Origin of the sequence: Kitasatospora sp. NBC_00240, assembly GCF_026342405.1 — a bacterium.
GTDB lineage: Bacteria > Actinomycetota > Actinomycetes > Streptomycetales > Streptomycetaceae > Kitasatospora.
Map to the genome: position 1 here is coordinate 798,687 of NZ_JAPEMU010000001.1, position 26,409 is coordinate 825,095.

18 protein-coding genes are annotated in these 26,409 nt (G+C 70.1%); 8 read left to right on the forward strand and 10 right to left on the reverse strand.

The genetic code is table 11. From position 1 onward, the window contains the following. Positions 1-90: 90 nt before the first annotated feature. The 3 genes from OG689_RS03400 to OG689_RS03410 all read left to right on the forward strand — a co-directional run bounded on the left by OG689_RS03400 (position 91) and on the right by OG689_RS03410 (position 3,669). Positions 91-780, forward strand: a complete 690-nt coding sequence (locus tag OG689_RS03400) for an ABC transporter permease subunit (RefSeq protein WP_266317403.1) — start codon at positions 91-93, stop codon at positions 778-780. 64 nt (positions 781-844) lie between these two features. Then, positions 845-1,906 carry an ABC transporter ATP-binding protein gene (locus OG689_RS03405; RefSeq protein ID WP_266317405.1) on the forward strand — a complete coding sequence of 354 codons (1,062 nt, stop codon included), beginning with the start codon at positions 845-847 and terminating at the stop codon, positions 1,904-1,906. An 89-nt stretch (positions 1,907-1,995) separates the two neighbouring features. Then, a complete protein-coding gene (locus OG689_RS03410; RefSeq protein WP_266317412.1) occupies positions 1,996-3,669 on the forward strand; it encodes a TIGR03767 family metallophosphoesterase in 1,674 nt (557 codons plus the stop codon). Between the two features lie 153 nt (positions 3,670-3,822). Here OG689_RS03410 and OG689_RS03415 read toward each other — a convergent pair whose 3' ends face one another. Together OG689_RS03415 and OG689_RS03420 are read right to left on the reverse strand one after the other, a co-directional pair. Continuing rightward, positions 3,823-5,856, reverse strand: a complete 2,034-nt coding sequence (locus OG689_RS03415) for an NB-ARC domain-containing protein (RefSeq protein ID WP_266317418.1) — start codon at positions 5,854-5,856, stop codon at positions 3,823-3,825. Between the two features lie 110 nt (positions 5,857-5,966). Beyond that, a complete protein-coding gene (locus tag OG689_RS03420) occupies positions 5,967-8,318 on the reverse strand; it encodes a LuxR C-terminal-related transcriptional regulator (protein ID WP_266317424.1) in 2,352 nt (783 codons plus the stop codon). Between the two features lie 290 nt (positions 8,319-8,608). Between OG689_RS03420 and OG689_RS03425 the strand changes: the two genes are divergently transcribed. After that, positions 8,609-9,664 carry a LacI family DNA-binding transcriptional regulator gene (locus tag OG689_RS03425; protein ID WP_266317429.1) on the forward strand — a complete coding sequence of 352 codons (1,056 nt, stop codon included), beginning with the start codon at positions 8,609-8,611 and terminating at the stop codon, positions 9,662-9,664. Between the two features lie 114 nt (positions 9,665-9,778). On the opposite strand, the gene OG689_RS03430 is transcribed toward OG689_RS03425, so the two are convergent. Then, on the reverse strand, positions 9,779-11,716 hold the full coding sequence (locus OG689_RS03430) for a DUF2264 domain-containing protein (protein ID WP_266326838.1): 1,938 nt from the start codon (positions 11,714-11,716) through the stop codon (positions 9,779-9,781). A gap of 280 nt (positions 11,717-11,996) precedes the next feature. Further along, positions 11,997-13,067 carry a substrate-binding domain-containing protein gene (locus OG689_RS03435; protein WP_266317430.1) on the reverse strand — a complete coding sequence of 357 codons (1,071 nt, stop codon included), beginning with the start codon at positions 13,065-13,067 and terminating at the stop codon, positions 11,997-11,999. A gap of 217 nt (positions 13,068-13,284) precedes the next feature. Between OG689_RS03435 and OG689_RS03440 the strand changes: the two genes are divergently transcribed. Continuing rightward, positions 13,285-14,534, forward strand: a protein-coding gene (locus tag OG689_RS03440) for an IS3 family transposase (RefSeq protein WP_266326840.1) whose coding sequence is annotated in 2 segments (ribosomal slippage) — positions 13,285-13,576 and positions 13,576-14,534 — 1,251 coding nt in all. Because the reading frame shifts where the segments join, the coding sequence is not laid out codon by codon here. Positions 14,535-14,735: 201 nt separating this feature from the next. Here the strand turns inward: OG689_RS03440 and OG689_RS03445 are convergent. The 4 genes from OG689_RS03445 to OG689_RS03460 are packed head-to-tail and all read right to left on the reverse strand — an operon-like array spanning position 14,736 to position 18,584. Then, positions 14,736-15,959, reverse strand: coding sequence for an ABC transporter permease (locus OG689_RS03445; RefSeq protein ID WP_266317435.1), 1,224 nt, complete (start codon positions 15,957-15,959; stop codon positions 14,736-14,738). Beyond that, positions 15,956-16,693 carry an ABC transporter ATP-binding protein gene (locus OG689_RS03450; protein ID WP_266317441.1) on the reverse strand — a complete coding sequence of 246 codons (738 nt, stop codon included), beginning with the start codon at positions 16,691-16,693 and terminating at the stop codon, positions 15,956-15,958. The genes OG689_RS03445 and OG689_RS03450 overlap by 4 nt, the downstream gene beginning before the upstream one ends. Continuing rightward, the gene (locus OG689_RS03455) at positions 16,690-17,970 is read right to left on the reverse strand and encodes a peptidoglycan-binding domain-containing protein (RefSeq protein ID WP_266317447.1); all 1,281 of its coding nucleotides are present in this window, start codon (positions 17,968-17,970) and stop codon (positions 16,690-16,692) included. The genes OG689_RS03450 and OG689_RS03455 overlap by 4 nt, the downstream gene beginning before the upstream one ends. Before the next feature lie 29 nt (positions 17,971-17,999). Continuing rightward, a complete protein-coding gene (locus OG689_RS03460; RefSeq protein WP_266317452.1) occupies positions 18,000-18,584 on the reverse strand; it encodes a hypothetical protein in 585 nt (194 codons plus the stop codon). 191 nt (positions 18,585-18,775) lie between these two features. Here OG689_RS03460 and OG689_RS03465 point away from each other — a divergent pair, with 191 nt between their 5' ends. The 3 genes from OG689_RS03465 (at position 18,776) to OG689_RS03475 (ending at position 22,227) form a co-directional block, all read left to right on the forward strand. Beyond that, complete coding sequence (locus OG689_RS03465; RefSeq protein WP_266317455.1) at positions 18,776-19,429, forward strand: response regulator transcription factor; 654 nt, start codon at positions 18,776-18,778, stop codon at positions 19,427-19,429. Between the two features lie 11 nt (positions 19,430-19,440). Continuing rightward, positions 19,441-20,889 carry a HAMP domain-containing sensor histidine kinase gene (locus OG689_RS03470; RefSeq protein ID WP_266317467.1) on the forward strand — a complete coding sequence of 483 codons (1,449 nt, stop codon included), beginning with the start codon at positions 19,441-19,443 and terminating at the stop codon, positions 20,887-20,889. A 66-nt stretch (positions 20,890-20,955) separates the two neighbouring features. Further along, on the forward strand, positions 20,956-22,227 hold the full coding sequence (locus OG689_RS03475; RefSeq protein ID WP_266317470.1) for an IS256 family transposase: 1,272 nt from the start codon (positions 20,956-20,958) through the stop codon (positions 22,225-22,227). 64 nt (positions 22,228-22,291) lie between these two features. Here the strand turns inward: OG689_RS03475 and OG689_RS03480 are convergent, their stop codons facing one another. Beyond that, a complete protein-coding gene (locus OG689_RS03480) occupies positions 22,292-23,800 on the reverse strand; it encodes an ISL3 family transposase (RefSeq protein ID WP_266326828.1) in 1,509 nt (502 codons plus the stop codon). A gap of 322 nt (positions 23,801-24,122) precedes the next feature. After that, positions 24,123-26,015 carry a glycoside hydrolase family 27 protein gene (locus OG689_RS03485; RefSeq protein WP_266317475.1) on the reverse strand — a complete coding sequence of 631 codons (1,893 nt, stop codon included), beginning with the start codon at positions 26,013-26,015 and terminating at the stop codon, positions 24,123-24,125. Positions 26,016-26,409: the final 394 nt, after the last annotated feature.

Consider the following 26,409-nt stretch of genomic DNA (forward strand, 5'->3'; position numbering starts at 1 on the left):
CCGTGGACCCGCGGGCGACGCCGGTCAGCGCTGCTCCGCGGGGCGGTCCTGGTGCCACTGGGCATCTTCTTCCTGCTTCCGCTGGCGGCCATGCTGGAGTTCAGCACTCGGGAAGGCGGGGGACGCCGCGGCTTCCGGGCCTGGGCGGCGATCGGCGACACCCCGGCACTGGTCTCCGCGGTCACGACCTCCCTGACGCTGGCCGGGCTCACCGTCTCGGCGATGCTGCTCCTCCTGGTACCGACCCTCGCCTGGGTGCGGCTGAGGCTGCCGAGGGCTCGTCGGCCGGTGGAGTTCCTCTGCCTCCTACCGCTGATGATCCCCGCAATCGTTCTGGTGGTCGGTATCGCCCCGCTCTATGCCTGGGTGGCTTACCTGCTTGGCGACTCGCCTCTCACACTGACGTTCGTCTACGTGGTGCTGGTGCTGCCCTTCGGCTACCGGGCCATCGACGCCGGCCTGGCCGCGATCGACCTGCGGACACTTGCCGAGGCCGCCAGGGGACTCGGGGCCTCCTGGCCGACCGTGTTGCTGCGGGTGGTGGTACCGAACATCCGCAGTGCTCTGGTCGGGGCGTCGTTCCTGGCTGTGGCACTGGTGCTGGGTGAGTTCACCGTGGCCTCACTGCTGAACTTCGACAATTTCCAGGTCACGATCAACCTGCTCGGCAAGGGCGACGCCGAGTTGTCGGTCGCGGTGTCCCTTGCGGCCATCCTGACCGCCTTCGCACTGCTGCTGGCGATCTCGTTCGTGGGCCGCCGCGGGCGGTCGTCACCGTGACACTTCACTACGGCCCGGGCCGGCGACCGGAGATCGGAAGCCGAAGATCGGAAGAAGGCGAGCGATGGCGCACCTGGAGCTGCAGACGGTCCGCAAGTCCTTCGGCCGCACCACGGCGCTGGAGGGGCTCGACCTCACTCTCGCGGCCGGTGAGTTCGTCAGCCTGCTGGGTCCGAGCGGATGCGGCAAGACCACCACTCTGCGGATCATCGCCGGTTTCGAGACCCCGGACGGTGGACGGGTCGTGGTAAACGGCAGAGACATCACCCGGGTACCGCCGGACAAGCGGGACATGGGCATGGTCTTCCAGAGCTACAGCCTCTTCCCCAACATGACAGCCATCGTCAACGTCGGGTTCGGCCTGCGGGTACGGAAGGAGCCCACCGCCCGCCGACGTGCCCGGGCCGCGGAGCTCCTGGACCTGGTCGGGCTGACCGCCCACGCCGAACGCTACCCACACGAACTTTCCGGCGGGCAGCAGCAGAGAGTGGCACTGGCCCGCGCCCTGGCCATCTCACCGAAAGTCCTCCTGCTGGACGAACCGTTGTCCGCGCTCGACGCCAACGTCCGGGTTAACCTGCGCGAGGAGATCCGCCGGATCCAGAGGGAACTGGGCACCACCACTCTCTTCGTCACCCACAACCAGGAAGAAGCACTCGCGATCTCCGACCGGGTGGGAGTGATGTCCGACGGCAGGTTGGAGCAACTGGCCGCGCCGTCCAGGATCTACCACGAGCCGGCAACCGCTTTCGTGGCCCGGTTCGTCGGTGTCAGCAACCTGCTGCCCGGTGTCGCCGAGGGCGGCCATGTGAGGGTGCACGGACGGCGGATCGCGGCGGCCGCTGCGGCCGAGCAGCCTCGGGGCACAGGAGTTAAGCTGATCGTCCGGCCGGAGGAGATCCGGATCAGGGCCCTCGACGGCTCGCCCGCGCCGGACGAACTCACCGGTGTCGTGGTCACCCGGTCCTTCCTCGGACCGGTGACCCGGCTGAGTGTGCGGCTGGAGCACGGCGACGGGCAGGTCATCCGGGTGGACACCCCGTCCCGCCCGTTCGACGAGCACGCCGTGGGCGCCCGGGTGGCCTTGCGACTGGAGCCGGCCGCACCCCGGGTCGTGCGGTCCTGAACGAGGCACCGCGCCGGCGGACCACCGTGTGAGGAGTTCAGGCGCGGAACGCGGCTGTCGCCGGAGCGAGGTCCACGGAAGGCAGGCTCATGGGCGGATCGCACCACACCACGCTGCACCGGACCATCGGGCGCGGCCGGGTCCTCCGGAAAGGCACCGTAGGCCCCTACCGGGAGCTGGAGTTCCAGGACGGCGAGCCGCATGTGATCCGCGACGACCTGCTCGGGGAGGGCCGGCGGCGGCCCCCGGTCGGCGACCGGCGCACGCTGCTGTGCATCGGCCATGTGACGGACTTCCAGATCGGGGACGTGCAGTCACCGGCGCGCTTCGAGTTCTTCAACCGCGAGGGCGACGACCCACGGTTCGCCGCCCTGCTACCGGTGCAGCGTCCCCAGGAGGCGCTGACGGCGCACGCGGTGGACGCCGTGGTGCGCACGCTGAACGGGCTGGACGGCAGTCCCGTGACCGGCGCGCCGCTGAGCCTGGTGGTGACCACCGGCGACGTGATCGACAACGCCCAGTGGAACGAGATGCAGATGTTCCTCGCCCTGTTGGAGGGCGGGCGGGTCCGGCCCGACTCGGGTGGGCCGGGGTACCAGGGCGTGCAGAGCCGGGACTGGCCCGACCGGATCTACTGGCAGCCGGAGGGGGACGGCACGCACGGCCCGGACCTCTGGTGCGAGTGGTACGGCTTCCCGCACCACCCGGGGCTACTACGCGCGGCGACCGCCGAGTTCGACGCGCCCGGACTGGAACTGCCGTGGCTGGCCTGTTTCGGCAACCACGAAGCGCTCACCCAGGGAGTCGGCGCCCTGACCCGTTCGGTGCTGGAGTACCTGGTCGGCGGGCGCAAGCCGGTCGACCTGCCCCCCGGGGTCGAGCGGGACCACGCGCTCGACCTGTTCACCGAGCACCCCGAGGCCTTCCTCTCCGGCCACCAACTGCCGGTCACCCCCGATGTGGAGCGGCGCGGCATCACCCGCGCGGAGTTCGTGGCCGAGCACTTCCGGACAGGCGGACGCCCGTACGGTCACGGCTTCACCCGGGACAACCTGCGCGAAGGTACCGCCTACTACACGTACGACGACCCGGAGTCCGGCGTGCGCATGATCGCCCTCGACACCAACTGCCTGGCGGGCGGCGCCGACGGCTGCCTGGATGCCGAGCAGGGACGCTGGCTCGAACAACGGCTGATCGAGGCACACTCACGCTACCGCCGCGCCGACGGCGACGAGGCGCGCACCCCGCACGAGGACCACCCCGTCATCATCCTCTCGCACCACGGCCCCGACACTCTGGTCAACCGTCGGGGCCTGGCCGGGGACTCCTCCGGGCCGCTGCCGCTGGTGGAGCCGCAGGCCCTGCTCGCGTTGCTGCACCGGTTCCCCAACGTGGTGCTCTGGCTCAACGGCCATCGGCACTTCAACATGGTGCGGCCACGTCCGGACCCGACCGGGTTCGGCCACGGGTTCTGGGAGGTCACCACGTGCGCGGTGATGGACTGGCCGTGCCAGGCGCGGCTGGTCGAACTGGTCGACAACCGCGACGGAGCGCTGTCCGTCCTGTGCACCATGGTCGACCACGACACCCCGGCCCGGCCCGATCCCGCCGACGGGCGGACCTGGCTGCCCTCGCTGCACCGCGAGATCGCCGCCAACGTGCCCTGGGGCGTGCCGCTCGCCGGTACGCCCGGCGACCGCAACGTGGATCTGCTGCTGCCGTTCCCGGGGACGAAAGGGCGTTCGGCGCGCAACGACAGCTGAGGCACGCCAGAGGGCGGCGACGTTCTCCCGGAGGCCGCCGCTGCCGGGCTCCCAGTCAGTGGGACTGCCCATGCACGTGCAGCTCGGCCCCCACCGAGGCCACCTCGGGGCGGTACCCGTCGCATCCCTGGCGGGCAGGGCTCGCCCGCCCCGTCAGGCAGGACCGCCCGGGCGTTCTGCCGGCTCGTCCAGGGCGTAGGTGACGGCCTGGTCCAGGGTCAGCACGGCGCCGCGTCGGAAAGCTTCGTCGAACCTGTTCCGGCCGAGGATCTGCTGCAGTTCCCTGGCGGCTTGCTCGCGTCCGCCTACCAGGTGTCTCGGCCGTGCGCTGCCGACCGCGTGCCACATGGTGTCGGCCGCGCCGAGCAGCTTGGCGCCCCGTTCCGCCTGACCTCTCGATGCGGCCGTCCAGGCCAGGACCTCGATGCTCAGGGTTACGCCCCAGCGATCGTTCATCGGCCACCTGAGCCGAAGACCGGCCTGGACCAGTTCGCCTGCCTGTTGCGGGTCGCCCCGTCGCAGGGTGTCGAGTCCCATCGCCCACAGGGCGTACGACCTCGACAAGGGGGCACCATGCGCGTCGCACAGGCCGAGGCACTCCTCGCCGAAGTCAGCGGCCCGCGGGTCGTGGAGGACGGAGCACGCCGTGGCAAGTCCGTAGAGGGCCAGCATCTCCCCGATGCGCAGACCGCCGGCCCGGTAGCCGTCCAGTGCGTGGCGCAGCAGCGGCACGGCTTGCAGCGGCTCGCCGCCGAGCAGGGCGGACAGTGCCCAGCCATGCGCCACCCGTGCCGCCAGGAGCTGATCGTCCAGCTTGCCGGCCAGGGCTTCGGATGCCTGCAGCAACGGGATCGCCTCGTCGACGGATCCCTGCAGCAGGTGGAACAGAGAGCACAACCACAGCGCCTCGGCCCTGGCCGCAGAAGGCTCGGACACCAGCGCGAGCAATCGGCCGAGCCAGTGACGGCCCTCGTTCAGGGAGCCGCTGCAGATCCAGTGGATCCACAACGCCGACATGAATTCCATCCCCGCCTGTGCCTGTCCGGGCTCGGTGACGCAGAACTCCAGGGCCGCGCGTATGTTGGCGTGCTCGGCCTGCAGGCGGGACAGCCACGCCGCCTCCTCGGGGCCCACCCACTGGCCCTCCGCCTCGACGGCCATGGCGTAGTACCAGTCCCGGTGCCGGCGGCGAAGGCCCGCCTCCTGTTCGGACGTGGCGAAGCGCGCCCGCCCGTACCGCCGGAGGGTGTCCAACAGGCGGTAGCGCACCTGGGATCCCGTGTCCTGCCGTATCAGTACCGACTTGTCCAGCAGGCCCGCCATCAGGTCGACCACTTGCGACGGGGCGATACCGTCTCCGGAGCAGACCGCCTCGGCAGCATCCATGTCGAACGACCCGGCGAAGACCGACACCCGCGACCAGAGCGCCTGCTCCGCCGGGGAACACAGGTCGAAACTCCAGTCGATGGACGCCCGCAGGGTCTGGTGGCGCGGGGCTGAGGATCCGTCCGCCCCGCCGAGCGGCTCAAGATGGTCCTCCAGCTTGCGCAGGAGCGTTTCGGGGGAATCCCAGCGTAGTTGCACCGCGGCGAGTTCGATGGCCAACGGGAGGCCCTCCAGGCGTTGGCACAACCGGCTCACCGTCTCGTGGTTGGCCGCGTCGAGGGCGAAGTCCGGTGCGACGGCCGCCGCTCGTGCCGAGAAGAGTTTGACCGCCTCGTAGCGGCCCGTCGCGGCCACCCGGCGGGGCCGGTACGGCTCCGGAACGGCAAGCGGCGGTACCGACATGATCGTCTCACCGTACATGCCCAGAGTCTGGCGGCTGGTCGCCAGGATACGAAGGCCGGGGGCCGCCTGCAGCAGGCAGCCGACGAGATCCGCACAGGCCGGGCGGAGGTGCTCGCAGCCGTCCAGGACGATCAGCGCTCGCGCGGTCTTCAGGTATGCGCAGAGAAGCTCGACCGGCGGCTGATCGGAGAGGCTGCGGATCCCGACGGTGACCGAGGCGGTTTCCGCCACCAGTTCGCCGTCCTCCACCGCGCTCAGATCCACGAACCACACACCGTCCGCGAAGCGCGGGCCGAGGTCGGCGGCGACCTGCATCGCGAGACGGGTCTTGCCTACTCCCCCGGATCCCGTCAGGGTCAGCAGCCGGGCCTTCCGCAACAACCGCTTGGCCTGGGACACCTCACGCCGACGGCCGATCAGTGCGGCTTGGACGGGTGAGGGGTCCTTCCGTGAGCCTGGCGCGGTTGCCCTCATGTCCCTTTTGACGCTATCCGGCTGCCCGTGGGCGGTCAATCCTGGCCGGTCCGGTGGTGCGCGATCCAGGCGGCGATATGGGCGCGGGAGGTCAGACCGAGCTTGGCGAGGATGTGCTCGACGTGTCCTTCGACCGTGCGCGGCGAGAGCACCAGGTCCGCGGCGATCTGCTTGTTCGACATTCCCTGCGACACCAGCTCCGCGACCTGCTGTTCGCGGGCGGTCAGCGGACTGTGCTCGGCCGCTTTGGTGCTCGCTTCGACGGCCCCTGCGGGCTCGGCCTCGGTGCCGAGTGCGTAGTCGATCGCCTCGTCGAGGTCGAGGGCGAAACCACGGGCCACTGCTGCTTCGAAGGACCTCTCGCCGAGTTCCTTCCTGATCTGCGACGTGGTGGCATTGATCAGGACCGTCTCTGCGTCGTTGGCCAATCCGGAAACGCCGAGCGCGTGGCAGATCCGCCGTTGCACTCCGAGGAGCACGGCGCCGCGCGTGAAATCGCCGTCGGCCGCCGTGGAGCAGAACAGGAGGGTGGGAGCCTTGGATATGCAGAGCGCGTTGTGGAAGTCGCGCGCGATCACCATGGCCTCCCGCGCGAACCTGATCACCGCTCTGTTCTCACCCGCGAAGAGCGCCGCGATGGCCCGGCCGACCAGTGCCCAGGACAGGTCGAAACGCGCCCCGGACTCCGCACTGCACCGTTGCGCCTCCTCGAAGGCGGAGGCAGCCCCGTCGTAGTCGCCGAGCAGCGCGCACGCGATGGCCAGCGTGGGGAGCAGCGCCGCGCGCTCCGGCCGTACGGCGTAACCGGGGAACGCCAGCGCCGCCGTCGCGCGATCGAGCGCCGTGGCATAGTCGCTGCGGATCACCGCCAGGTGAGCCTCGGTGGCCGCCGTCTGTGCGGCCACCAGTGGGTCGTGCAGGTGATCGGCCAGAGCCCGGCACTCCCGGAGGGCCCCCTCGGCCACGGGGAAGTCCCGCAGGATCGCGCAGATCGAGGCCAGGTTCCGCAGGGACATGGCGCGGGCGAGGGTCGGCTCCCGGTCCGAGGCCAGGGCTCGCTCCAGCCACACCCGTCCCTCACTCAGCTGGCAGCCTCCGTACCAGTACGGCATCAGTGCGGCAGTGAACCTCAGCCCCACCCGTCCTTCTCCGAGCGGCGGCGCCAGGGAGTACTCCATGGCGGCGCGCAGGTTCAGGTACTCACGCTGCAGCCGTCGCGCCCACTCCAACTGGTCCGGGCCGAACCACTCTGCGGCCATCTGCTCCGCCAGCCGGAGGTACCAGTCACGGTGGCGCCGGGTGAGGGTCTTCTCGTCACCCGCTTCGCGCAGCCGGGCGCGCCCGTACCGGGCCAGGGTCTCCAGCAGCCGGTACCGCACCTCCCCCAGATGTTCCTCCGGGACGAGGACCGACTTGTCCACCAACCCGGCGATCGTGTCGATGACCTTCTCCCGTGGCAGGCCCTCGCCCGAGCACACACCTTCGACCGCGTCCAGGCCGAACCACCCCGCGAAGACCGAGGCCCGTGCCCACAGCAGCCGCTCCGCGGGCGAGCACAGCTCGTGGCTCCAGTCGATCGCCGCTTCCAGCGTGCGGTGCCGGGGTGGCGCCGCACGGTCCAGCCCGCGGAGGGAGCCGAGCCGCTCGTCGAACCGCCGCACGAGCTGAGCCGGCGAGAACATCCGGGTCTGGGCCGCGGCCAGCTCGATGGCCAGCGGCAGGCCGTCCAGCATGCGGCACAGCTCGGCCACGTCGGGCCAGTCCTCCCTGTCCGGAGAGGTCCCGCCGACCATGGCGGCCCGCTCCGCGAACAGCGCCAGCGACGGGTACTCCGCCGGCGCCGTCGAAGTACGCGCACCGTCCGCCTCACCCTCCTTGTCCGGGACGGACAGTGAGGGCACCCGCCACACGTACTCGCCGGTGACCCACAGCCGCTCGCGGCTCGTCGCCAGGATCCGTATCCGCGGGGACCGGCGGATCAAGGCGTTGACCAGGGACGCGCAGTCACCGGCGATCTGCTCGCAGTTGTCGAGGACGAGCAGCATCTGCCGGTCGCGCAGGAAGTCCGCGATGACGTCCGTACTGTCACGGGTCGACTGGTCGTGGATTCCCAGCGCATCCACCACCGAGGACCTCATCGCCGCAGGGTCCGTCGCGGTGGACAGGTCGACGAAACGCACACCGTCAGCGAACGCCCGCCGCAGCTCCGTGGCCACTCGCATCGCCAGCCGGGTCTTGCCGACGCCACCGGCACCCGTCAGCGTCACCACCCGGGCCTCGGACAGGGCTCCCTTGACCGCACCGATGTCCTGCCGACGTCCCACGAAGCTCGTCAACTCGACCGGCAGGCCCGCATCACCCCAGCGCGTCCGCACGGGAGTGGTCATACCTCGCACGCTAAACACGGCCGGGCAGGCTGTCAACGCGGCGCTCCCGACGGCTTGGTCCGACGTTGCCGACGGGTGGCCGACCACCGCCGTCGGGTCCGGCTGGACCGCCCGAATTCGGCCCCCGCCGGACGACGAGGTGGTCGCGCGTCGTGTCCGATCCGTTCCGGCGCCGCCCCGTGCGTGCAGTCCCTGCCGGCGTCTACTCGGTCGATGCATGACCGAGTGATACTAATTGCTCCGGGACAGCGCACCGTCGCCTCCGTGCGTCGGGTGGGAGAAGGGAAGCCATGACCATCACCGCGGAGGAACGGCGGGCCGGCATCCTCGATGTCGTCCGCGAACTGGGCACGGTCCGGGTGATGGATCTGGCAGCCCGGATCGGCGCCGCCCCGATCACGGTGCGCCGAGACGTGGCGGCCCTCGCAGACCAGGGCCTGCTGCTCCGCTCGCATGGCGCCGTCTCGCTCCCGCACGCGACCACGACCGGCCCGGCAGGGCAGGACCGGGTGATCGGCATGCTCGTGCCGACGATCGGCTCCTACTTCGACGAGGTGATCGACGGGGCCCGCAAGGCGGCCACGGCCGCCGGGGCAAGGCTGGCGCTGGGAATCGCCTCCTACGAGTCCACGGACGACCGCGCCCAGGCGGACCAGCTGCTGGACTCCGGTGTCGACGGCCTACTGCTCACTCCCAACTGGCCGGGTGCCACGCCCGGCGACACGTCCTGGGTCCGCGACCTGCCGGTACCGGCCCTGCTGGTCGAGCGTCTCGCCCCACCGGACAGCGCCGCCGCCGAGCTGGACTCGGTCGGCTCCGACCACCATCACGGTGCCTTGCTGGCCCTGCACCACCTGGTCCGGCTGGGACACAAGTCGGTGCTGCTGGCCGCCCGCGAGGACACCTGGACGGCGCACCAGGTCCGGGCCGGTTACGCGGAAGGCGTCCGGCTGCTCGGGCTTGAGCCGCAAGCAGTGATCGACATCCACCGCCCCGGGCTCGACTCGGAGGCCCTCGCCGCACAGGTCGCCGAGGCCGTGACGAACGGCGTACGGGCGGTCCTGATCCACAACGACCAGGAAGCCATCCAACTGGCACCCCTGTTGCACGCCCGCGGGCTGCGCATGCCCGAGGACGTTGCGCTGATCTCGTACGACGACGTCTTCGCGGCGCTGGCCACGCCATCATTGACCGCTGTCGCCCCACCCAAGCGGGCGGTGGGCACCGAGGCGGTCGAACTCATGCTGCGCCGCATCGCCGGCGGGTCCGAGCTGCCCGTCCACCACGTCCGGCTGCTGCCCGAGTTGAAGGTGCGGGCCTCCTGCGGCGGGGAGCCCGGCAGGTAGTGCCGCCGAGCGCGCCCACCTGCCCAGCGGCTCGGTCGGTCGAGGAAGCGCGCCGCGGGCCCGGGCAGCGCGTCGAGCCTGGTACCCCCTGGAAAACCCCCAGCCGCACCAGGATCAATCGCCCGGGCGGACGGTTGCGACGGTGACCCCTCCCACGCGGAGTTCGGCCTCGTGTTCGCCGCCTCCGGGCCAGGAGACGCGGATCCTGGCCCCCTGCACGTGCACACGAGGACCGGGGAAGCCTCCGGACCCGGACCGGTCGAGCCTCGCGGCGCTGACGAACATCGTGGTCCCGGCGTGTGTGGTGCCGACCAGCACCGGTACCGCGCCGATCGCCCCGAGGGCGGTGCCACGGGACAGCCACCGCGCGTCGGCGGCCGTGAAGCCCTCGATGTTCGTCAGTGCCGAGGCCAGTCGCGCTCCCTGCGGATCGGTGACGGCGACACTGGCGAGCAACCCGTCCGTCGCCGTCTCGGCCGTTCTTCCCGCCACGGCCCAACCGCCGTGCCGTACCGCGGTACCGGGCTCGGCGCCGCCGACCAGGTGGGCGTGGACCTCGTCGGCGCCGCGGGCGAGGACCAGCGAGGTGACCGTGACGCCGGGCAGTTCGCGGCCTCCGATCCGCGGCCGGTGCGCGGAGGCGGCCCAGCCGTCGCCGGCACCGAGCGGGCGGATCCGGCCGCGTTCGCTGACCTCACCGTCGATCACCAGTCCGAAGTGGTTGTCGGGAGGGCCGTCGAAGACCGGCCCGGTGGCCGTGGAGTGGGCGAGCCGCGAATAGAGCGGGTTGTCCGGCAGCACCTGGTCGGCCGGCTGGTCGTCGCTGCCGTGGTTGTGCAGGCGGACCAGGCCGTCGGCGGCCGTGGACTGGATCAGCCACCCGGGCTGCGGCAGTGCGAGGACCCTGTCGGCGCTCTCGGCCGGGCCCGGCTCCTCGACGGCCGTCCAGACGGGGTGGTCGGCCGGGAGCAGCAGGCCCAGGAAGCCCTTGCTCGCCCAGTAAGGCGAGGCGGGCCCCGAGTAGGTCTGGACCATCGGCTCGTACTCGCCGAACCAGCCGAGCGGGAGGAGGCCGTTCGCGTCGACGGCACCGCGGTCGACGAAGTACCGCAGGGCGCCGGAGGCGAGGCGGCGGGTGGTGCCCGGCGCCAGTGGACTGTGACCGGTGAGTGCTCCTGCCCAGAGCGGCGCGGCGGCGGCGAAGCGGTAGATGAGCGAGCGGCCCTGGTGCATGGGGGCGCCGTCGGCACCGAAGGTGCCGGCGTATCCGTCGAGGTGAGCGGCGAGGCGGGGGCCGTACCTCTTGAGCAGGTCGCCGTCGGCACTCAAGTGGGCGTGCAGGAGGGGGTAGAGGTGAAAGGCCCAGCCGTTGTAGTGGTCGAAGGCGCGCGGGCGGCCGTCGGTGTACCAGCCGTCGCCGAGGTACCACTGTTCGATCCTCGTCAGTCCCCGGTCCACGGCGTGCTGCGCGGAGCCGTCGTGGTCGAGGCCGGCGTCGACCAGGAACGCGCCCACCATGGCGGGGAAGAGCCACCAGTTGTTGTCGACCGGGGAGGGCCGCACGCCCGGGGCCAGCCAGGCGCGGACCTGTTCGCGGGTCTGCTCGCCGAGGGTGTCCCAGAGCCACGGGCGGGTGAGTCGGAGGGCGACGGCGATGGAGGCGGCCTCCACCAGTGCCTGGGGACGCTCGTCGATGCACGGCCAGGAGACCTGATCGCCGTCGGCGAGGTCGCGTTCGGTCGTCGGGGTCCGGGTGCCCGCGGCCAGTCCCCGGGCATAGCTCCGCATCAGCCCCGTCGGGTCCGCGCCGCCGGATCCGGCCACGCGGAAGGCCGCGAGCAGAAAGGTCCTGGCATAGCCTTCCAAGCTGTCCGAGCGTCGCCCGGACAGGCTCGGCCGGCCACCGGGAAGGTCGATGAGCGCGTGTTCCGGGCCCGCGTAACGCCTGACGGCGGCCAGCAGGCGGTCCGCGACGGCCTCCCAGTGAGCCCTGGTCCAACCGGTGTACGGGCTGAGCGCCCAGTCCTCGGGCGGAAGCTCGGTCGACGGCATGGCGAACTCCTTGGTCGGAAGTGGCTGATCGAATATAGAAAAGTGCCGATCAATCGTCAAGATTTACGACCATATGATCATCCAGATCCAGGGTCAGCCGTCCACATCGGGGACAACCCCGACCCCAGGGCGCATGGGGGGCAATATGGATCCAGGTCACTTGAAATCATGCGATCTCCAGCCCGGCCATGTGAACCACCGACAACCTGTTGGGGACTCCTTCGGCCGGCTCGCCACCGGCGGCAGGCTGATTCGGGCCGGGAAAAACGGCAGGGCGGATTCAGCGCTCGCCGCCGCACGAACCCCGGACCTTCAGGCCCGGTAGCAGCCGGATCCGACGGGCGGGCCGGGCCCGATCGCAGTCGAGGCGTTTCAACAGGAGCTCCGCGGCAGCGTCGCCGACAGCACGCTTGGGCGGAGCGACGGCCGTCAGAGCCGGAACCGCGAGCGCGGCGTACACATCGTCGTAGGAGATCAGGGCGAGTCCCCCGGGAAGGGTCAGGCCACGGGCGCGCAGCAACGGCAGCAACTGGATGGCGTCGTGGTCGTTGTGGACAAGCACGGCTCGCACACCCGAGGCGACCGAACCCGCGATCCGGTCCGCCAGGGTCTCGATGTCCGTGCGGCCCGAGCCCGGAAGCGAAGCCTCCATGTCGATGACCGGCTGCGGTTCGAACCCGAGCAGCCGCACGGCCTCGGTGTAGCCGGCTCGCACCTGGTGCGAGGTCCAGGTGTCGTCGCGGGCAGCCAGCGTCACGGACCGGTGCCCGAGCGAAGCGAGATGGCTCAGCGCGAGCAGGACGCCGTGGTGATGGTCCGATCCGACGGCGTCCAACGCCGCGCCGGGACCGCCCGGGGAGGCCCAGCGTTCGACCAGGACGGCGGGAACGGGGAGTTCGTCGAGCCAGCCGTACTCGTCGTGACGCCCGCCCGGGAGCCAGTTGGGGGCCACCAGCAGCCCGTCGACACCCGACTCCAGCAGCCGCTCGGCCTGCGCGTGGTCGTCCCGGGCCTCGTACGGGGAAATGCCGAGGACCAGTCGCACACCGGCGGCGGCGGTGGCGGCACGGGCGCCGGCGATCACCTCGTCGAAGTAGGAGCCGACGGTGGGTACCAGCATCCCGACCACGTACTCACGGCCGGCGCCGGTTTCCGCTCCGGCGTCCCCGGGAATCGAGACCACTCCGTGCGAACGCCGCAGCGTCCCCTCAGCCGCCAGGGCCGCGATGTCGCGCCGGACAGTGACCGCCGGGATCCGGAGGCGGCCGGCCAGATCCGCCACGCGCACGCTGCCCAGCTCTCGTACGACGTTGACGATCCAGGCGCGCCGGACTTCCGCTGAGATGGACATGTGCTCCCTCCCGATGACTGCGATGCGATCCGGTGGATCACTTGCTATCATTCGATCATATATGGATCACAAGAGCAATCATGTGGCCGTCTTGGCACTCACACGGCAGGACGAGCCCGCTCCCGTGGCCGAGCCGGCGCGCAGCACCCACGACACCCCGAGCATCGGTCGCCGCTGAACCGCTGCGGGTTTTACCGAGACTCCTTCCCTTGGAAGGATCGAGTCCGTTACGAGGAAGCCATACCCCAGTGAGGTCCGGGAGCGGGCGGTGCGCCTGGTGCTGGAGACCCGCGATCAGTACGAGACCGTGTACCAGTGCATCCGGTCGATCGGCGCCAAGCTCGACGTGGGCCCGGAAAGCCTGCGCAAGTGGGTGCGCCAGGCCCGGACCGACGCCGGCACCCGGCCCGGCACCACGACCGAGGAATCCGCGGCGATGAAGGCGCTCAAGCGGGAGAACGCCGAGCTGAAGCGCGCCAACGAGATCCTCAAGGCCGCGGCGTCCTTCTTCGCGGCCGAGCTCGACCGGCCACACACACGCTCGTAGCGTTCATCGACGAGCACCGGGACCGCTTCGGCGGAGTCGAGCCGATCTGCAGGACGCTCACCGCGAACGACTGCAGCATCCACTCCAGCACCTACTACGCCCACAAGAGCGGCACCACCTCCGCCCGCGCCCGCCGCGACGCCGAACTCGTCCCGCTCATCAAGGAGATCCACGAGAGCAACTACGGCGTCTACGGCTACCGCAAGGTCTGGGCCGAACTCAACCGGCGCGGCCACACCGTCGCACAGTGCACGGTCTCCCGTCTCATGAAGGCAGAAGGACTGTCGGGAGCGGTGCGAGGCAAGAAGATCGTCACCACCGTCTCGGACAAGAGCGTGGACCGCGCACCCGACCTGCTGCAGCGCAACTTCGTCGCGAGCGCACCGAACCGCGTCTGGGTGGCGGACTTCACGCACGTGGCGGCCTGGGCCGGCACCGTCTACGTCGCGTTCGTCGTCGACACCTTCTCGCGGCGGATCGTCGGCTGGTCGGCGGCCACCAACAAGCAGACCCCACTGATCCTGTCCGCGCTCGAGATGGGCCTGTGGCAGCGAGACCGCGGCGGATTCCCGGTCATGCCAAGGGAGTTGATACACCACTCCGATGCCGGCTCGCAGTACACGTCGTTCCGCCTGGCCACGCACCTGGCCAAGGAGAAGATGGCCGCGTCCATCGGGTCGGTCGGAGACGCCCTGGACAACGCCCTGATGGAATCGGCCATCGGCCTGTACAAAACCGAGCTCATCAAGCGCCAAGGCCCCTGGCGCACCCTCACCGACGTCGAGATCGCCACCGCCGAGTACGTCGACTGGTTCAACTCCACCCGGCTCCACAGTGAACTCGGCCACACCCCACCCGCCGAATACGAAGCCAAGTACTACAGCCAACAGCCAAACCTGCAGGTCACAGTCACAATCTAGAGTCTCTGAAGAACCCGCAGCGGTTCACCTCCGGTCAAACGCGGTGACGGCAGACATGCAGGACGCTCGCCCGGGGATTCCCGGCCGAGCGTCCTGCATGTGTGCCGTCGGCCCGGACCAGCCGACCACGTGCTGCGACAACCCCTGGAAAACCGCCCCGTGGGACGGGCCCCCGAGCAGAAGGGTCGCGGCCGGTGGTGGTCAACTGGATGCGAGTGCTTCGGCGGGGGAGGTGCGGGCAGCGCGGGTTGCCGGGTAGAGGCCGGCGAGGGCTCCGATGGTGACGGCGGCGGCTACACCGGCGAGGACGGCTTGGGCGGGGATGGTGACAGGCCAGTTCTGGTTGCGTGCCCAGCCGACGCAGACGGCCAGACCGATGACCACGCCGCTGAGGCCGCCGAGGGCGGAGAGGGCCACGGATTCGGTGAGGAACTGCAGCTTGATCTGGCCGCGGCCGGCTCCGATGGCCCGGCGCAGGCCGATCTCGGCTCGTCGTTCGAGTACGGAGATGACCATGGTGTTGGCGACTCCGATGCCTCCGACCAGCAGGGCAATCGCTCCCAGCCCGAGGAACATCAGCTTGAAGGTGTTCTTGACGGCGAGCGCGGTGGTGAGGGCGTCGGAGGGGCGGCTGATGTTCACCTGGTCGGGGTGCTGCGGGTTGACCGTCTGTGCGAGAACGTCGTGCACGTCGTTGACCGCCTCGTCGGCGGAGCGTACGTAGATGGTGGTCGGGTGTCCGTCGAAGCCGATCTTGGCGGCGGCGTCCCAGCCGATCAGGGCGGAGCGGTCGATCTCGGGGGCGAGGGTGACGGGGCTCAGGATGCCAGCGACGGTGAACCACTGGCCGCCCAGGTAGACGGGGGTGCCGGGGCTGTGGACACCGAGCCGGTCGGCGGCGACGGAGCCGAGGACGACTGCGGGGTATTGCTCGGTGGCCGCGTTGAGCCAGGTGCCCTTGGCGATCGTGGCGCCGATCGTGGTGGGCAGGTCGAGCCGGGTGCCCTGGACGGCGATGCCGGCGGTGTCGCGCTGGTCGGTCTTGTCGTTGCGGTGCACGGTGGCGTTGGAAACCGTGCCCACGGCGGAGACCTGGCGCACGGGTGCGATCCGGCTCACCATGGTCGCGGATTCCGTGGGCAGTTCGGACTTGGTTCCGAACAGGTCATGTCCGGTGGTGGCGGTGAGCAGGTTGGTGCCGACCTTGGCGATCTGGGCCTCGATCTGGGCCTGACTGCCGGCGGTGATGCCGAGGATGGCGACCATCGCGGCGATGCCGATCGCGATGCCGAGGGCGGACAGGCACGCGCGCAGCGGGCGCCCGCGGACGCCTACCAGTCCGACACGGATGACGTCGCCGGGGCTGAGGCGGCCGGACGCCGGTAGTGGGGCGGGTGCCCCGGTCCGGGACGGTGCGGTGTTCACGTCGCCTCCCTGGCCTCGTAGCGCGGCGGGGGCAGTGCCGCCGGGGCTGTCATCGGGTCGAGTGGTTCGCTGTCGTAGCGAATGCGGCCGTCGAGGATCTCGACCCGGCGGGGCATCGATCGGGCGATGGACTGGTCGTGGGTGATGACGGCGATGGTGGTGCCGTCGGCGTTGAGCTCGTGCAGCAGCCGCATCACCTGGGTGCCGGAGGCGGAGTCCAGCGCTCCGGTGGGCTCGTCGGCGAGTACGATCGCGGGCCGCCCCACCAGGGCGCGGGCGATGGCCACGCGCTGGCGTTCACCGCCGGAGAGTTCGTGGGGCCGGTGGGCGAGCCGGTGGCCCAGGCCCACGCGTCCCAGCGCCTCGGCAGCGAGGGAGCGGCGGCGGCGTCGTGGCACGCCGTGGTAGAGCAGCCCGGTGGCGACGTTCTCCACCGCGCTCAGGTGCGGGGTGAGGAAGAACTGCTGGAAGACGAAGCCGATCCAGCGGGAGCGCACGGCTGACAGCTGACGGTCGGTCAGGCGGGCGGCGTTGTGGCCCATCACCCTGACGTGTCCCGCGGTTGGCCGGTCCAGGGTTCCCATGAGCTGCAGCATCGTCGACTTGCCGGACCCGGAGGGGCCGACGACGGCCAGCAGCTCGCCGGGCCATACCCGCAAGGAGACCTCGCGCAGTGCGTGTACGCCCCCGGGGTAGGACTTGCCGACGCCGTCGAGTTCGATGACGGGGATCATGAGGAGGGGACCTCCACTTTCATGCCTTCGTGCAGGTCCGGGCTGATGACCTCCACGTTGCCACCGGCGAAGATGCCGAGCGTGACGGGCACCAGGCGGGTGGTGCCGTCGTCGGCTACGACCTGGACGGCGTAGGTGCCCTGCACGGTGGCCAGCAGCGACGTCACCGGTACGGCCAGCACGTTCTTGTGCTCGTCGCTGGTGAACAGCACCGTGACCGGTGCCCCGTCGAGTCTGCCCGCGTCCGCGGGTTGGTCGAGCGTGACCTTCACCTTGATGGTGGCGTTGTCGGTGCCGGAGCCGGCCCGGTTGTTGCCTGCCGGGCCCGCGCTGCCGGCGTTGTCGGGGGCTGTGGCGACGGTGCCGACGTCGCTGATCTGACCTGAGGTCGTCGTGCCGCCGGGCAGCTGTACCTGCACGGCCGCTCCCTGCTTGGCCAAGGCCACCTTGCCGGTCGCCAGGTTCACGCTGACCACCCGGTCCGTACCGGTGGCGCTCAGCACCGCGCCGGAAGCGGGGGCGCCGACCGTCCCGGTGACGGAGGCGACCCGGATCGCGGTGGGCTCCACCACGACATCCCCGAGCGCGACCGTGCCGGTCTGCGACCGCCCCTGAGCTTTCTGCCAGCTCTTGACCGCCTGGGCGGTGGCATCGCTGAAGTGCTTGTCGTCGGCCAGGTCGCTGCCGTAGCCGAGGGCCTTGAGATTCTCCTTCAGCTCCTGCACGTCCGCACCGTCGGACACGCCCACGTTCAGGTCGCGCCAGGACGGGACCGACCCGTACAGCAGCGGAACCGGCTTGTCATCCACGCGGTAGACCTGCTGGCCGCGCTCGATGGTCTGTCCCTGAGCGGGCAGCCACGTCAGCACGTTGGCACCCGCGTTCGACGCACCAGGCGTCCTGGACGGGCCGCCACCCGCCGTGCCGGGACCGGAACCGGAGCCCGCGGTGATCGTGTAGGAGCCGTCGAAGCCGAGCGTCCCGTCGTCCTTGTCCTGCACCACCAGGTCGGTTCTGGTGACCGCTGCTGTCGTCGGCCGGGCCGTGCCGGCCACCTGCTTGTCTCCCGTGGGGTGGACCGCGAGGTACGCTGCGGCGCAGCCTGCCACCAAGACCAGCGCCGTGCAGACGACCAGCCAGCGACGTCTCTGCCGGCCAGGGCGCGCCGCCTCGGAGGCAGGTGCGCCGGGTACCGGGCGGGCAGCGGTGATCGGGTCGGGGTCGGGTGGGGCGGTGACCGTGCCGGGGCCGGCCGCTGCGCCGTGGTCAGGGTTCATTGGCACGTCATCCTGTTCTTGTCGGTGGATCATCCCGCACCGCTCCCGGGCGCAGAGCCGGCCGGCTTCGACATGACCGACTGGCACGCCTTGTTCGCCGCGTCCATCTTCTGCGGGTCCACATTTCCTTCGACGCGCAGCGAGCCGCTTCCGTCCGGGTCCTGCATGTTCACGCCGTGCTCGCGCATGCACTGGGCCATCTTGGTGAGCATGTCCTTGGCCTTCGGGTCGTCCATGCTCGGACCGCCGGCGCTGAGGAAGTGCTGGCACTCCTGCAGGGCCGCCTGCACCTTGGCCGGGTCCTGGCCCGGACCGCCGATCCTGATGGAACCGCCCGCCTGCGCGTCCGGCACGTCCACGCCCTTGTCGCGCATGCAGCGGGCGAACTGCAACTGTGCGTCCTCGGGGTTCGCCGCCCCCGGAGACGGACTCGCCGAACTCCCGGCTTGCGAGCCGTTACCGAGGCTGGCCACCTTCGGGCCGCCGTCCTGGCCGCCGCCGCAGCCGGCCAGCACCAGTGCCGCCACTCCCACCCCCACACCGGCCAGCCCCCGCCGGAGCCTGGAAGGCGTGCGCAGCGTGGGAGCAGGGCGGATCAGTGTGCTGATCTTCATCTTCTCGTACCCTTCGTCCTAGGCCGGATTCGGCCGTCGGCACCAAGGAATACGCGGCTCGGCATTTCATGGGCGTTCCAGTTTTCTGTTATGCCGCAGAAACATTCGCCGCGATACCACTTGGCGTAGGGAAGGCCGGCGCCCGATATATGCCCGGCGGCGACCCGCGGACAGGAAGAAGGGAACGAGCGATGCGCGTACTTGTGGCCGAGGACGAGCACGTGCTCGCCGACCTGGTGGCAGCGGGTCTGCGTGCGTACGCGATGGCCGTCGATATCGCCTACGACGGCCCCAGCGCCCAGCAGCGGCTGGCGGTCAACGACTACGACGTGCTCGTGCTGGACCGCGACCTGCCCGGCGTCCACGGTGACCAGATCTGCCGGGAGCTGACCGGGATAGGCGCCCGCACCCGCATCCTCATGCTCACCGCAGCCGGCACGGTGGCCGACCGGGTCCAGGGACTGCGGCTGGGCGCCGACGACTATCTGCCCAAGCCCTTCGAATACGACGAACTGGTCGCCCGAGTCCAGGCGCTCGGCCGCCGCACCCAGACTGCTCTGCCACCCATCCTGGAAAAGGGCGGCCTCGTGCTCGACGCCGCGAACCGCCAGGTCCACCGGAACGGCCGCTATCTGGCGTTGTCCCGCAAGGAGTTCGCCGTCCTCGAAGTACTGCTGCGGGCCAGGGGGGCGGCGGTCAGCACGGAGGAGCTGCTGGAACGCGCCTGGGACGAGAATGCCGACCCGTTCACCAACGCCGTCCGCGTCACCCTCTCCAGGCTCCGCAGCAAACTCGGACAGCCCCCGATGATCGAGACCCTGCCAGGCATCGGCTACCGGATATGAAGGCGGCGCCCGTGCACCCCGACCCCGTGCACCCCGACCCCGTCCACCCGCCCGTCCAGGCCGACCACCCCAGGAAGGTACGCCGCCTGCTGCCGACCGTACGGGTCCGCCTGACCGCCCTGTACGGCGGACTGTTCTTCCTCGCCGGCACGCTACTGATCACCGTCATCTACCTGTGGTTCCAGCAGCGCACGGCCATTGCTAGGACCGTGTCCGTCGGAACCGAAGCAGGCACACCGCTCGGCTCCCGACCCCCCGTCGTCGGACCGCTCCCCTCGCTGCCCGGGGAATGGCGGCAGTCGGCCGTGCAGCCGCCGAACATCGTGCCGGAGGCGGTGACCGACGCCATCGCGCGATACAGGCACGAAATGCTGCAGGAGCTACTGACCGTCTCCGGCATCGCACTCGCCCTGCTGGTGCTCCTCGCTATGCTGCTGGGCTGGTGGATGGCCGGGCACGTCCTGCGACCGGTCCACGCGATCACCACGACCGCCCGGCGGCTGTCCTGGGAGAACCTGCACGAACGGATCGCCCTCACCGGCCCCCGCGACGAGTTCAAGGAACTCGCCGACACCTTCGACGACCTCCTTGACCGGCTGCACAACGCCTTCTCCAGTCAGCGGCGCTTCATCGCCAACGCCTCCCACGAACTACGCACCCCCCTGACCATCCAACGCGCCGCCATCCAGATCGGTCTCGCCGACACCTCCCCCTCACCCGACAGCCTCAACACGGTCAGGCAGCAGCTCCTCGACGCCAACCGCCGTGCCGAACGCCTCATCGACGGACTGCTGCTCCTCGCCCAGGGCGAACAAGGGCTCACCCACCGCGAACCCGTCGCGCTGGACGAAGTGGCCGCCGAGGTGGCCCGCCAACATGAGTCCGCCGCGACCGCCTCCGGCGTCACGGTCGACCTGGACCTGCACCCGGTCAGTGTCCTGGGCAACCCGGTCCTGCTCACCCACCTCGTGACCAACCTGGTCCAGAACGCGATCCGACACAACCACCGCGGCGGCGCGCTGCAGATCCGCACATCCCCGCACGGTGGACTGGTCGTCCACAACAGCGGACCCTACGTGCCCGCAGACACCCTCCCCGAGCTGTTCGAGCCCTTCCGGCGAGGCGTCACCGCGCGCACCGGCTCCACCCAGGGCGCCGGACTGGGCCTGTCCATCGTCCGCTCCATCGCCCAGATCCATGCCGGGACCGTCACCGCCCGCCCGAACCCCGACGGGGGCCTGGAGGTCCACGTCACCCTGCCTCTACTGCCCACCGAAGCAACGGCCGGTACGCGCAGCCCGACCAGGAGCACCACGCGGCCCGGAACTTCACGTGGTGGACCGGCCAACGATGAACGGAACAGCTCCGGACGGCACATTCCGGAAGACCCGCCCCCTTGTGGCACACGCTGCCAACTGGCCATTCGCCCGGATCGAGAGCGTGTCCGAAACTTCGTGTAAGTCCGTGATGTGGAAGTCTGGCCGGGGCTCGGTGTCCGGGCCCTGACCAGGCGGAACGGACGAGTGATGACGGACAAGATTGAACCGGTTGTTGCACCGGCCGGGGACGCGCTGGTCGACGAGGTCGTCGAGCGGCTGATGGACAGTGCTGACGCCTCCGGGGCGGCCCTGCTCGGCGACGGCGGGCTGCTCACCGAGATCACCAGGGCGGTGTTGGAACGCGCTCTGGAGGCGGAGATGACCGAGCACCTGGGCTACGAGAAGCACGACCCGGCGGGCCGGGGCTCGGGCAACTCCCGCAACGGAACCTCGCCCAAGACCGTGCTGACGGACGTCGGCGCGGTGACGGTGGCGGTGCCCCGGGACCGCAACGGGGACTTCGAGCCCCGTCTCGTGCCCCGGAACACCCGTCGGCTGGCAGGGTTCAACGAGCGGATCCTGTCGCTGTACGCGCGCGGGATGAGCGTGCGCGACATCCGCTCGCACCTGGCTCAGATCTACGGGGTCGAGGTCAGCGCGGACCTGATCAGCAAGGTCACCGACGCTGTGGTCGACGAGCTGGCCGCCTGGCAGAGCCGACCGCTGGACGCGGTCTGGCCGATCATCTACATCGACGCGCTGTGGGTGAAGATCCGCTCCGGGTCGGTGACGTCGAAGCCGGTCTACGTGGCCGTCGGCGTGGACATGGACGGCCGCAAAGACGTCCTGGGCCTGTGGGTGGGAGCCGAGGGCGAAGGTGCCACCACGTGGATGGCCGTGCTGTCCGAACTGCGCAACCGCGGCGTCGAGGACGTGTGCATCGTGGCCTGCGACGGCCTGAAGGGCCTGCCCGACGCGGTCACCGCGACCTGGCCCAAGGCCACGGTCCAAACATGCGTGATCCACCTGATCCGCGCATCCCTGCGGCTCACCTCGGGCAAGGACCACCCCGCACTGGTGCCGGCCCTGCGGGCGATCTACACCGCACCCACCGAGCAGGCGGCCGAACTGGCCCTGGCCGAGTTCGCGGACTCCGAGCTCGCGGCCCGCTACCCGGCCGTGGTCCGCACCTGGCGGGCGGCCTGGAGCGAGTTCACGCCCTACCTGGCCTTCCCACCCGCCATAAGGAAGGTCGTCTACTCCACGAACATGGTGGAGTCGATCAACTCCCGGCTTCGGAAGGCCACCCGCAACCGTGGCCATTTCCCGTCGGAGCAGGCTGCCCTGAAGGTGCTCTACCTCGCCGTCAGGGAACAGATCAACCCCAAAGCACGCGACGCCAATCACGTCGCCGCACACTGGAAGGAAGCGCTGAACCAGTTCTCACTGTTCTTCGAGGACCGGCTCAGCATCCGATGACACCAACCGACTTACACAAAGACACTGGCTCTGTCCCGTAATCGGTGGTAGCGCTGTGTAGTGGTCACTGGAGGAGGATGCGGTGGCGGAGGAGGGGGAACCCGGCCCGGCCGTGCATCTGCCTCATGATCCGCTTGGTTCGGGTGTTGACGCCCTCGGTGCGGCCGTTGTGGTACGGGAGGGTGAGGCCGGCGTCGACGGCGGCCCGGTCGAGTTCGAGGCCGTTGCAGAAGCTGTGCAGGTGGGGCAGGTCGGTGGCGCGCACGATGGTGATCCAGTCGGTGAGCTTGGCGTCATTGCCTTCGGCCGGGGTCAGCAGCTTTGCGAACTCTCCGGTCAGACGGGCGAGTTCGTTCATCTCCGGGCAGGCTTCGGTGAGTTCCCGCAGCAGTACGGCGTCCTTGTCGCGCAGGTTCTCCGGGCGGGTGAGCAGGAGGCGGGCGAAACGCTGCGGGGTGGTGACCGGCCTGTCGCCCTCGGCGCGGCCCTGGGTGAGGTAGCGGACCAGGAGGTTCGCGCTGCCGGTGTAGCCCAGCTCCTTGATCTCGCGCAGGAGGTGGGTGACGGGCACCGCGGGGTCCTCGCTTCGGCGCCGACGCAGGTGGTCGCGGTAGGGGTCGACGAGGGTGGGCTTGTAGCGGGGTGCGCGGCGCTCTGCGGTGGGCTCCTTCATGCGGGCGTACCGTTTGACGGTGTTCAGGGCGACGTCGAGGCGGCGGGCGCATTCGAGCAGGCCGACGCCCTGGCCGAGCAGGGTGTGGACCTGCTGCCAACGCTCGCGGGTGGTCTGCTCGCGGACGCCCCCGGGACGTGCGGGGTTCACGGTGCTGGCCCAGCAGACGGCGTGGGAGCGGACCTCGGCCAGGACCTTGCCGCACAGGTTGGACCAGAGGTGCCACCTGTCGCTGACCTGCACCGCGTCGGGCAGGGCCTGGCGGATCGCCTCGCCGTAGGAGGCGGAGCCGTCGCGGCAGACGTACTCGGCTCCGGGATGCGCACGCAGCCACGCCACCAGGGTCCGGGTGGTGCGGTCGGGCAGGACGTCGATCCGCTCGCCGGTCTCGGCGTCGATGATCACGGTCGCGTAGCGGGACCGGCGCTTGAGGGCGAAGTCGTCGATACCGAGCACACGCGGGACGCGCAGCAGCGGCACCGCCCGGCACATGAGCATGCGCAGGGCGGTCGAGCGGGAGACCGCGCAGGCCAGTACACGGGAGAGGCGGGCGCCCGCCCGGCCCGCTAACTCCTTCACCACGGAAGCGAGTTGATCAGCCAGGCGACCAGTCCGCCGCTGGTAGCGCTCCACGACGCCGGGAACCTGCTCACGGAACGTCTGCCGCCGGCAGCCGAGCACCGGGCAGACCAAGCGCCGCAACCTCACCGAGACGACGACCCGCCGTCCGTCCACCGGCACGTCCGAGACCCTCCGCCCGTGGAAACCGTGCACCCGCCCTGTCGGCGTCCCGCACGCGGGACACGGCACCGGATCGTCCCGGGTCCGCGCCGACACCCGAATGACCTCGCCCTCGTCCGTCACACCCTCGACGACCAGCGCAGAGAGCCCAGAAAACACCACACGCACAAGCTCGTTGACATCACGCACACCATGCCAACGACAGTCGTCACCGTTGGTTACCACCGATTACGGGACAGAGCCAAGACACTGACACGCCCCGGATCGATGACGCCCTCGGCGAAGCACACAGGGCCTTCGTGGCCGCTCTTCCCGACAACATGAGGTCTGGAGCCGGGCACGGGGGCGTGAGGCCGCGATCGGTCAGTCGCGATCGTCAGCACGGTGCACGGCACGGTGAAGGCACGGCGCAGCGGGCACGCACGACGGGCGGGGGCGGCCCGTCGGCTGGGACGGGCCGCTCCCGGAGAAGCATCTGATGTCAGCTGGCGTTGACGGAGAAGATGTGGAGTGCCGGCTTGTCGGGCAGGGTGAAGGACTTGATGGTCTTGCCCGCCGTGACGGTGATCGGGCAATAGGAGACCACGTAGTGGGTGCTGGGCTGGTCGGGACCGGTGGGGGCGTTGCGGCCGGTCGTGTCGACGGCCGTGGAGCAGCCGAAGGCGGTCGGGTTCGAGGTGACCCAGTTGGGGAAGCCCAGGGTGGCGGTGCTGCTCGTGCCGTCGGTGTAGTTGATCGTCAGCGTGCCGGAGGTGTCACCGCCGCTGGAGGAGCCGAGGAAAGCCAGCTTGTTGCCGACCACGTGGGTGATGGTCTGGCCCTTGGCGACGATGCTGTCGGGCTCGCCGGAGCCGACGCCGGGCCACTGGAAGGCGCTGCCGCCGAAGCTGAGGACGTCACCGCGGTGGGCGCCGGCGGCGGCGAGCCGGTCTGCGGAGTAGCTGTCGCACACCCGGTCGAAGCAGCCGGCGGTCACCGCGTCCTCGTCGCTGATCGCGGTGGCGTTGCGGGCCTTGGTCCAGCCGGTGAAGGTGCTGCCCGGGGTCACCCGGTAGATCACGGCGCTGCCGGCGGGAACGGTCGCGGAGATGGTTCCGGTGCTGGAGGTGGTCGCCTTCGTCCACAGGTCCTTGAGGGTGAGGCCGGTGGCCGAGGTGCCGATCGCGGAGCCGGTGGTGCTGATGGTCCGGGCGGTGGTGGTGTTCTTGTTCAGCAGGGTGACGGCGAAGTCGCCGTTGGCCAGCGGCTTGACGTAGACGTCCGCGTCGGCGCTGGTGGAGATGCGCCGGCCCTGGACGCCGAGGCGGTCCTGGCTGACCGCGATGACGTCGGTGTTGCCGGCGTCGGCCACGATGTTCGCGGTGAAGGCGGCGGTGCCCTTGAGCTTCATGTTCAGCGGTGAGTCGACCATCGCCCACATGGTGAACTGCGCCTGCTCCTGCGCCCTGGTCATGGTGCCCTTGCCGAAGCTGAGCTGGTCCAGGTCGTTGAAGTGCCCGGCCTTCGCGAACTGGCGGGCGCCCTCACCCTGGTCGAGTTGGCTGAGGCTGGCACTCCACGTACCACCGGTGTCCACGCCGGCGCGCCAGGCCTGCGCGCTGGTCTGCATGCCGGCCACGACCTTCTTGTAGGCGTCGGTGCCGGTGGCGTCGCTGTGCCAGTTGAAGTAGGCCGGTGCGGAGGCGTTGAGCACCATGTGGGTGCCGTACGAGGCGTTCGCCGCCTTGATCGCCCGGGCGAATTCCTGGTAGGCCGCCACCGCGATGTCGGCGTCGTGGTCCGTCGTCAGCGGCCAGCCGTTGGAGGTGTTGTCGTAGTTGTAGCAGTAGTCCGACTTGATGTAGTCGACGCCCAGGCTGGCGAAGTAGTTCGCATCCTGCGCGAAGTGGCCGTAGCTACCGGCGCCGCCGTCGCAGGTCAGGGTCCCGGCGTCGTTGTAGATGCCGAACTTGAGGCCCTTGCTGTGGACGTAGTCGATGACCGACTTGATGCCGCTCGGGTACTTGCTGGGCGCGGTGATGATGTTGCCGTCGAGGTCACGGCCCTTCTGGGCGGAGGACACGATCTGGGTGCCGTCCCAGTCCTGGCCGTTGGACTTGATCATCCAGTCGTCGTCGACGGCGACGACGTTCCAGCCCTTCGCGGCCAGTCCGGTGGACACCAGCGCGTCGGCGTCCTGCTTCACCAGGGTCTCGTTGGTCTCCCGCCAGGATCCCGGGCGGACGACCATCGGCGGAGTGGCCTGCAGCGTGTGGTCGGCGATGTTGCCCGGCACCGTCACGGCCACTGCCGGCGACGTCCCTACGGTGGCGATCACCGTCGAAGCGGCCACCATCACGGTGGCGAGTGATGCGGTGAGCCTGGAGGAGCGCACGCGGATCTCCTTGTCGATCGTCGTGAGGGGGATCCGGGCACGGCGGCCGGAGGAATCTGCCCGCAGCCCGGACACGGAAGAGGAGGTCACACTGCCGCGGGGCAGCCCGGGGGTGAACTGGTCTGGGACGGGGGGTGGTTGGGGCTCCGACGCGGTTGCCTCTGGTTCAGTGTGCCGTCATCCTGTGGCACGGCCAGATCATAGTCAAGACTTTAGTATCGAATGAGCAATTCTATGCCTACTTGCTCTTATGATCCGCCATTGCCCATGGATCGATCAGAGGCCTCCGGGCCGCGCGGCGCACCTTCCCCGTCCCGACCCCGGCCTGCCGGCCGGGGTCGGGACGGCTTCGTACGCCCCAGCCTCGTGATGTGTGCAGACGCTCTCGTTGACC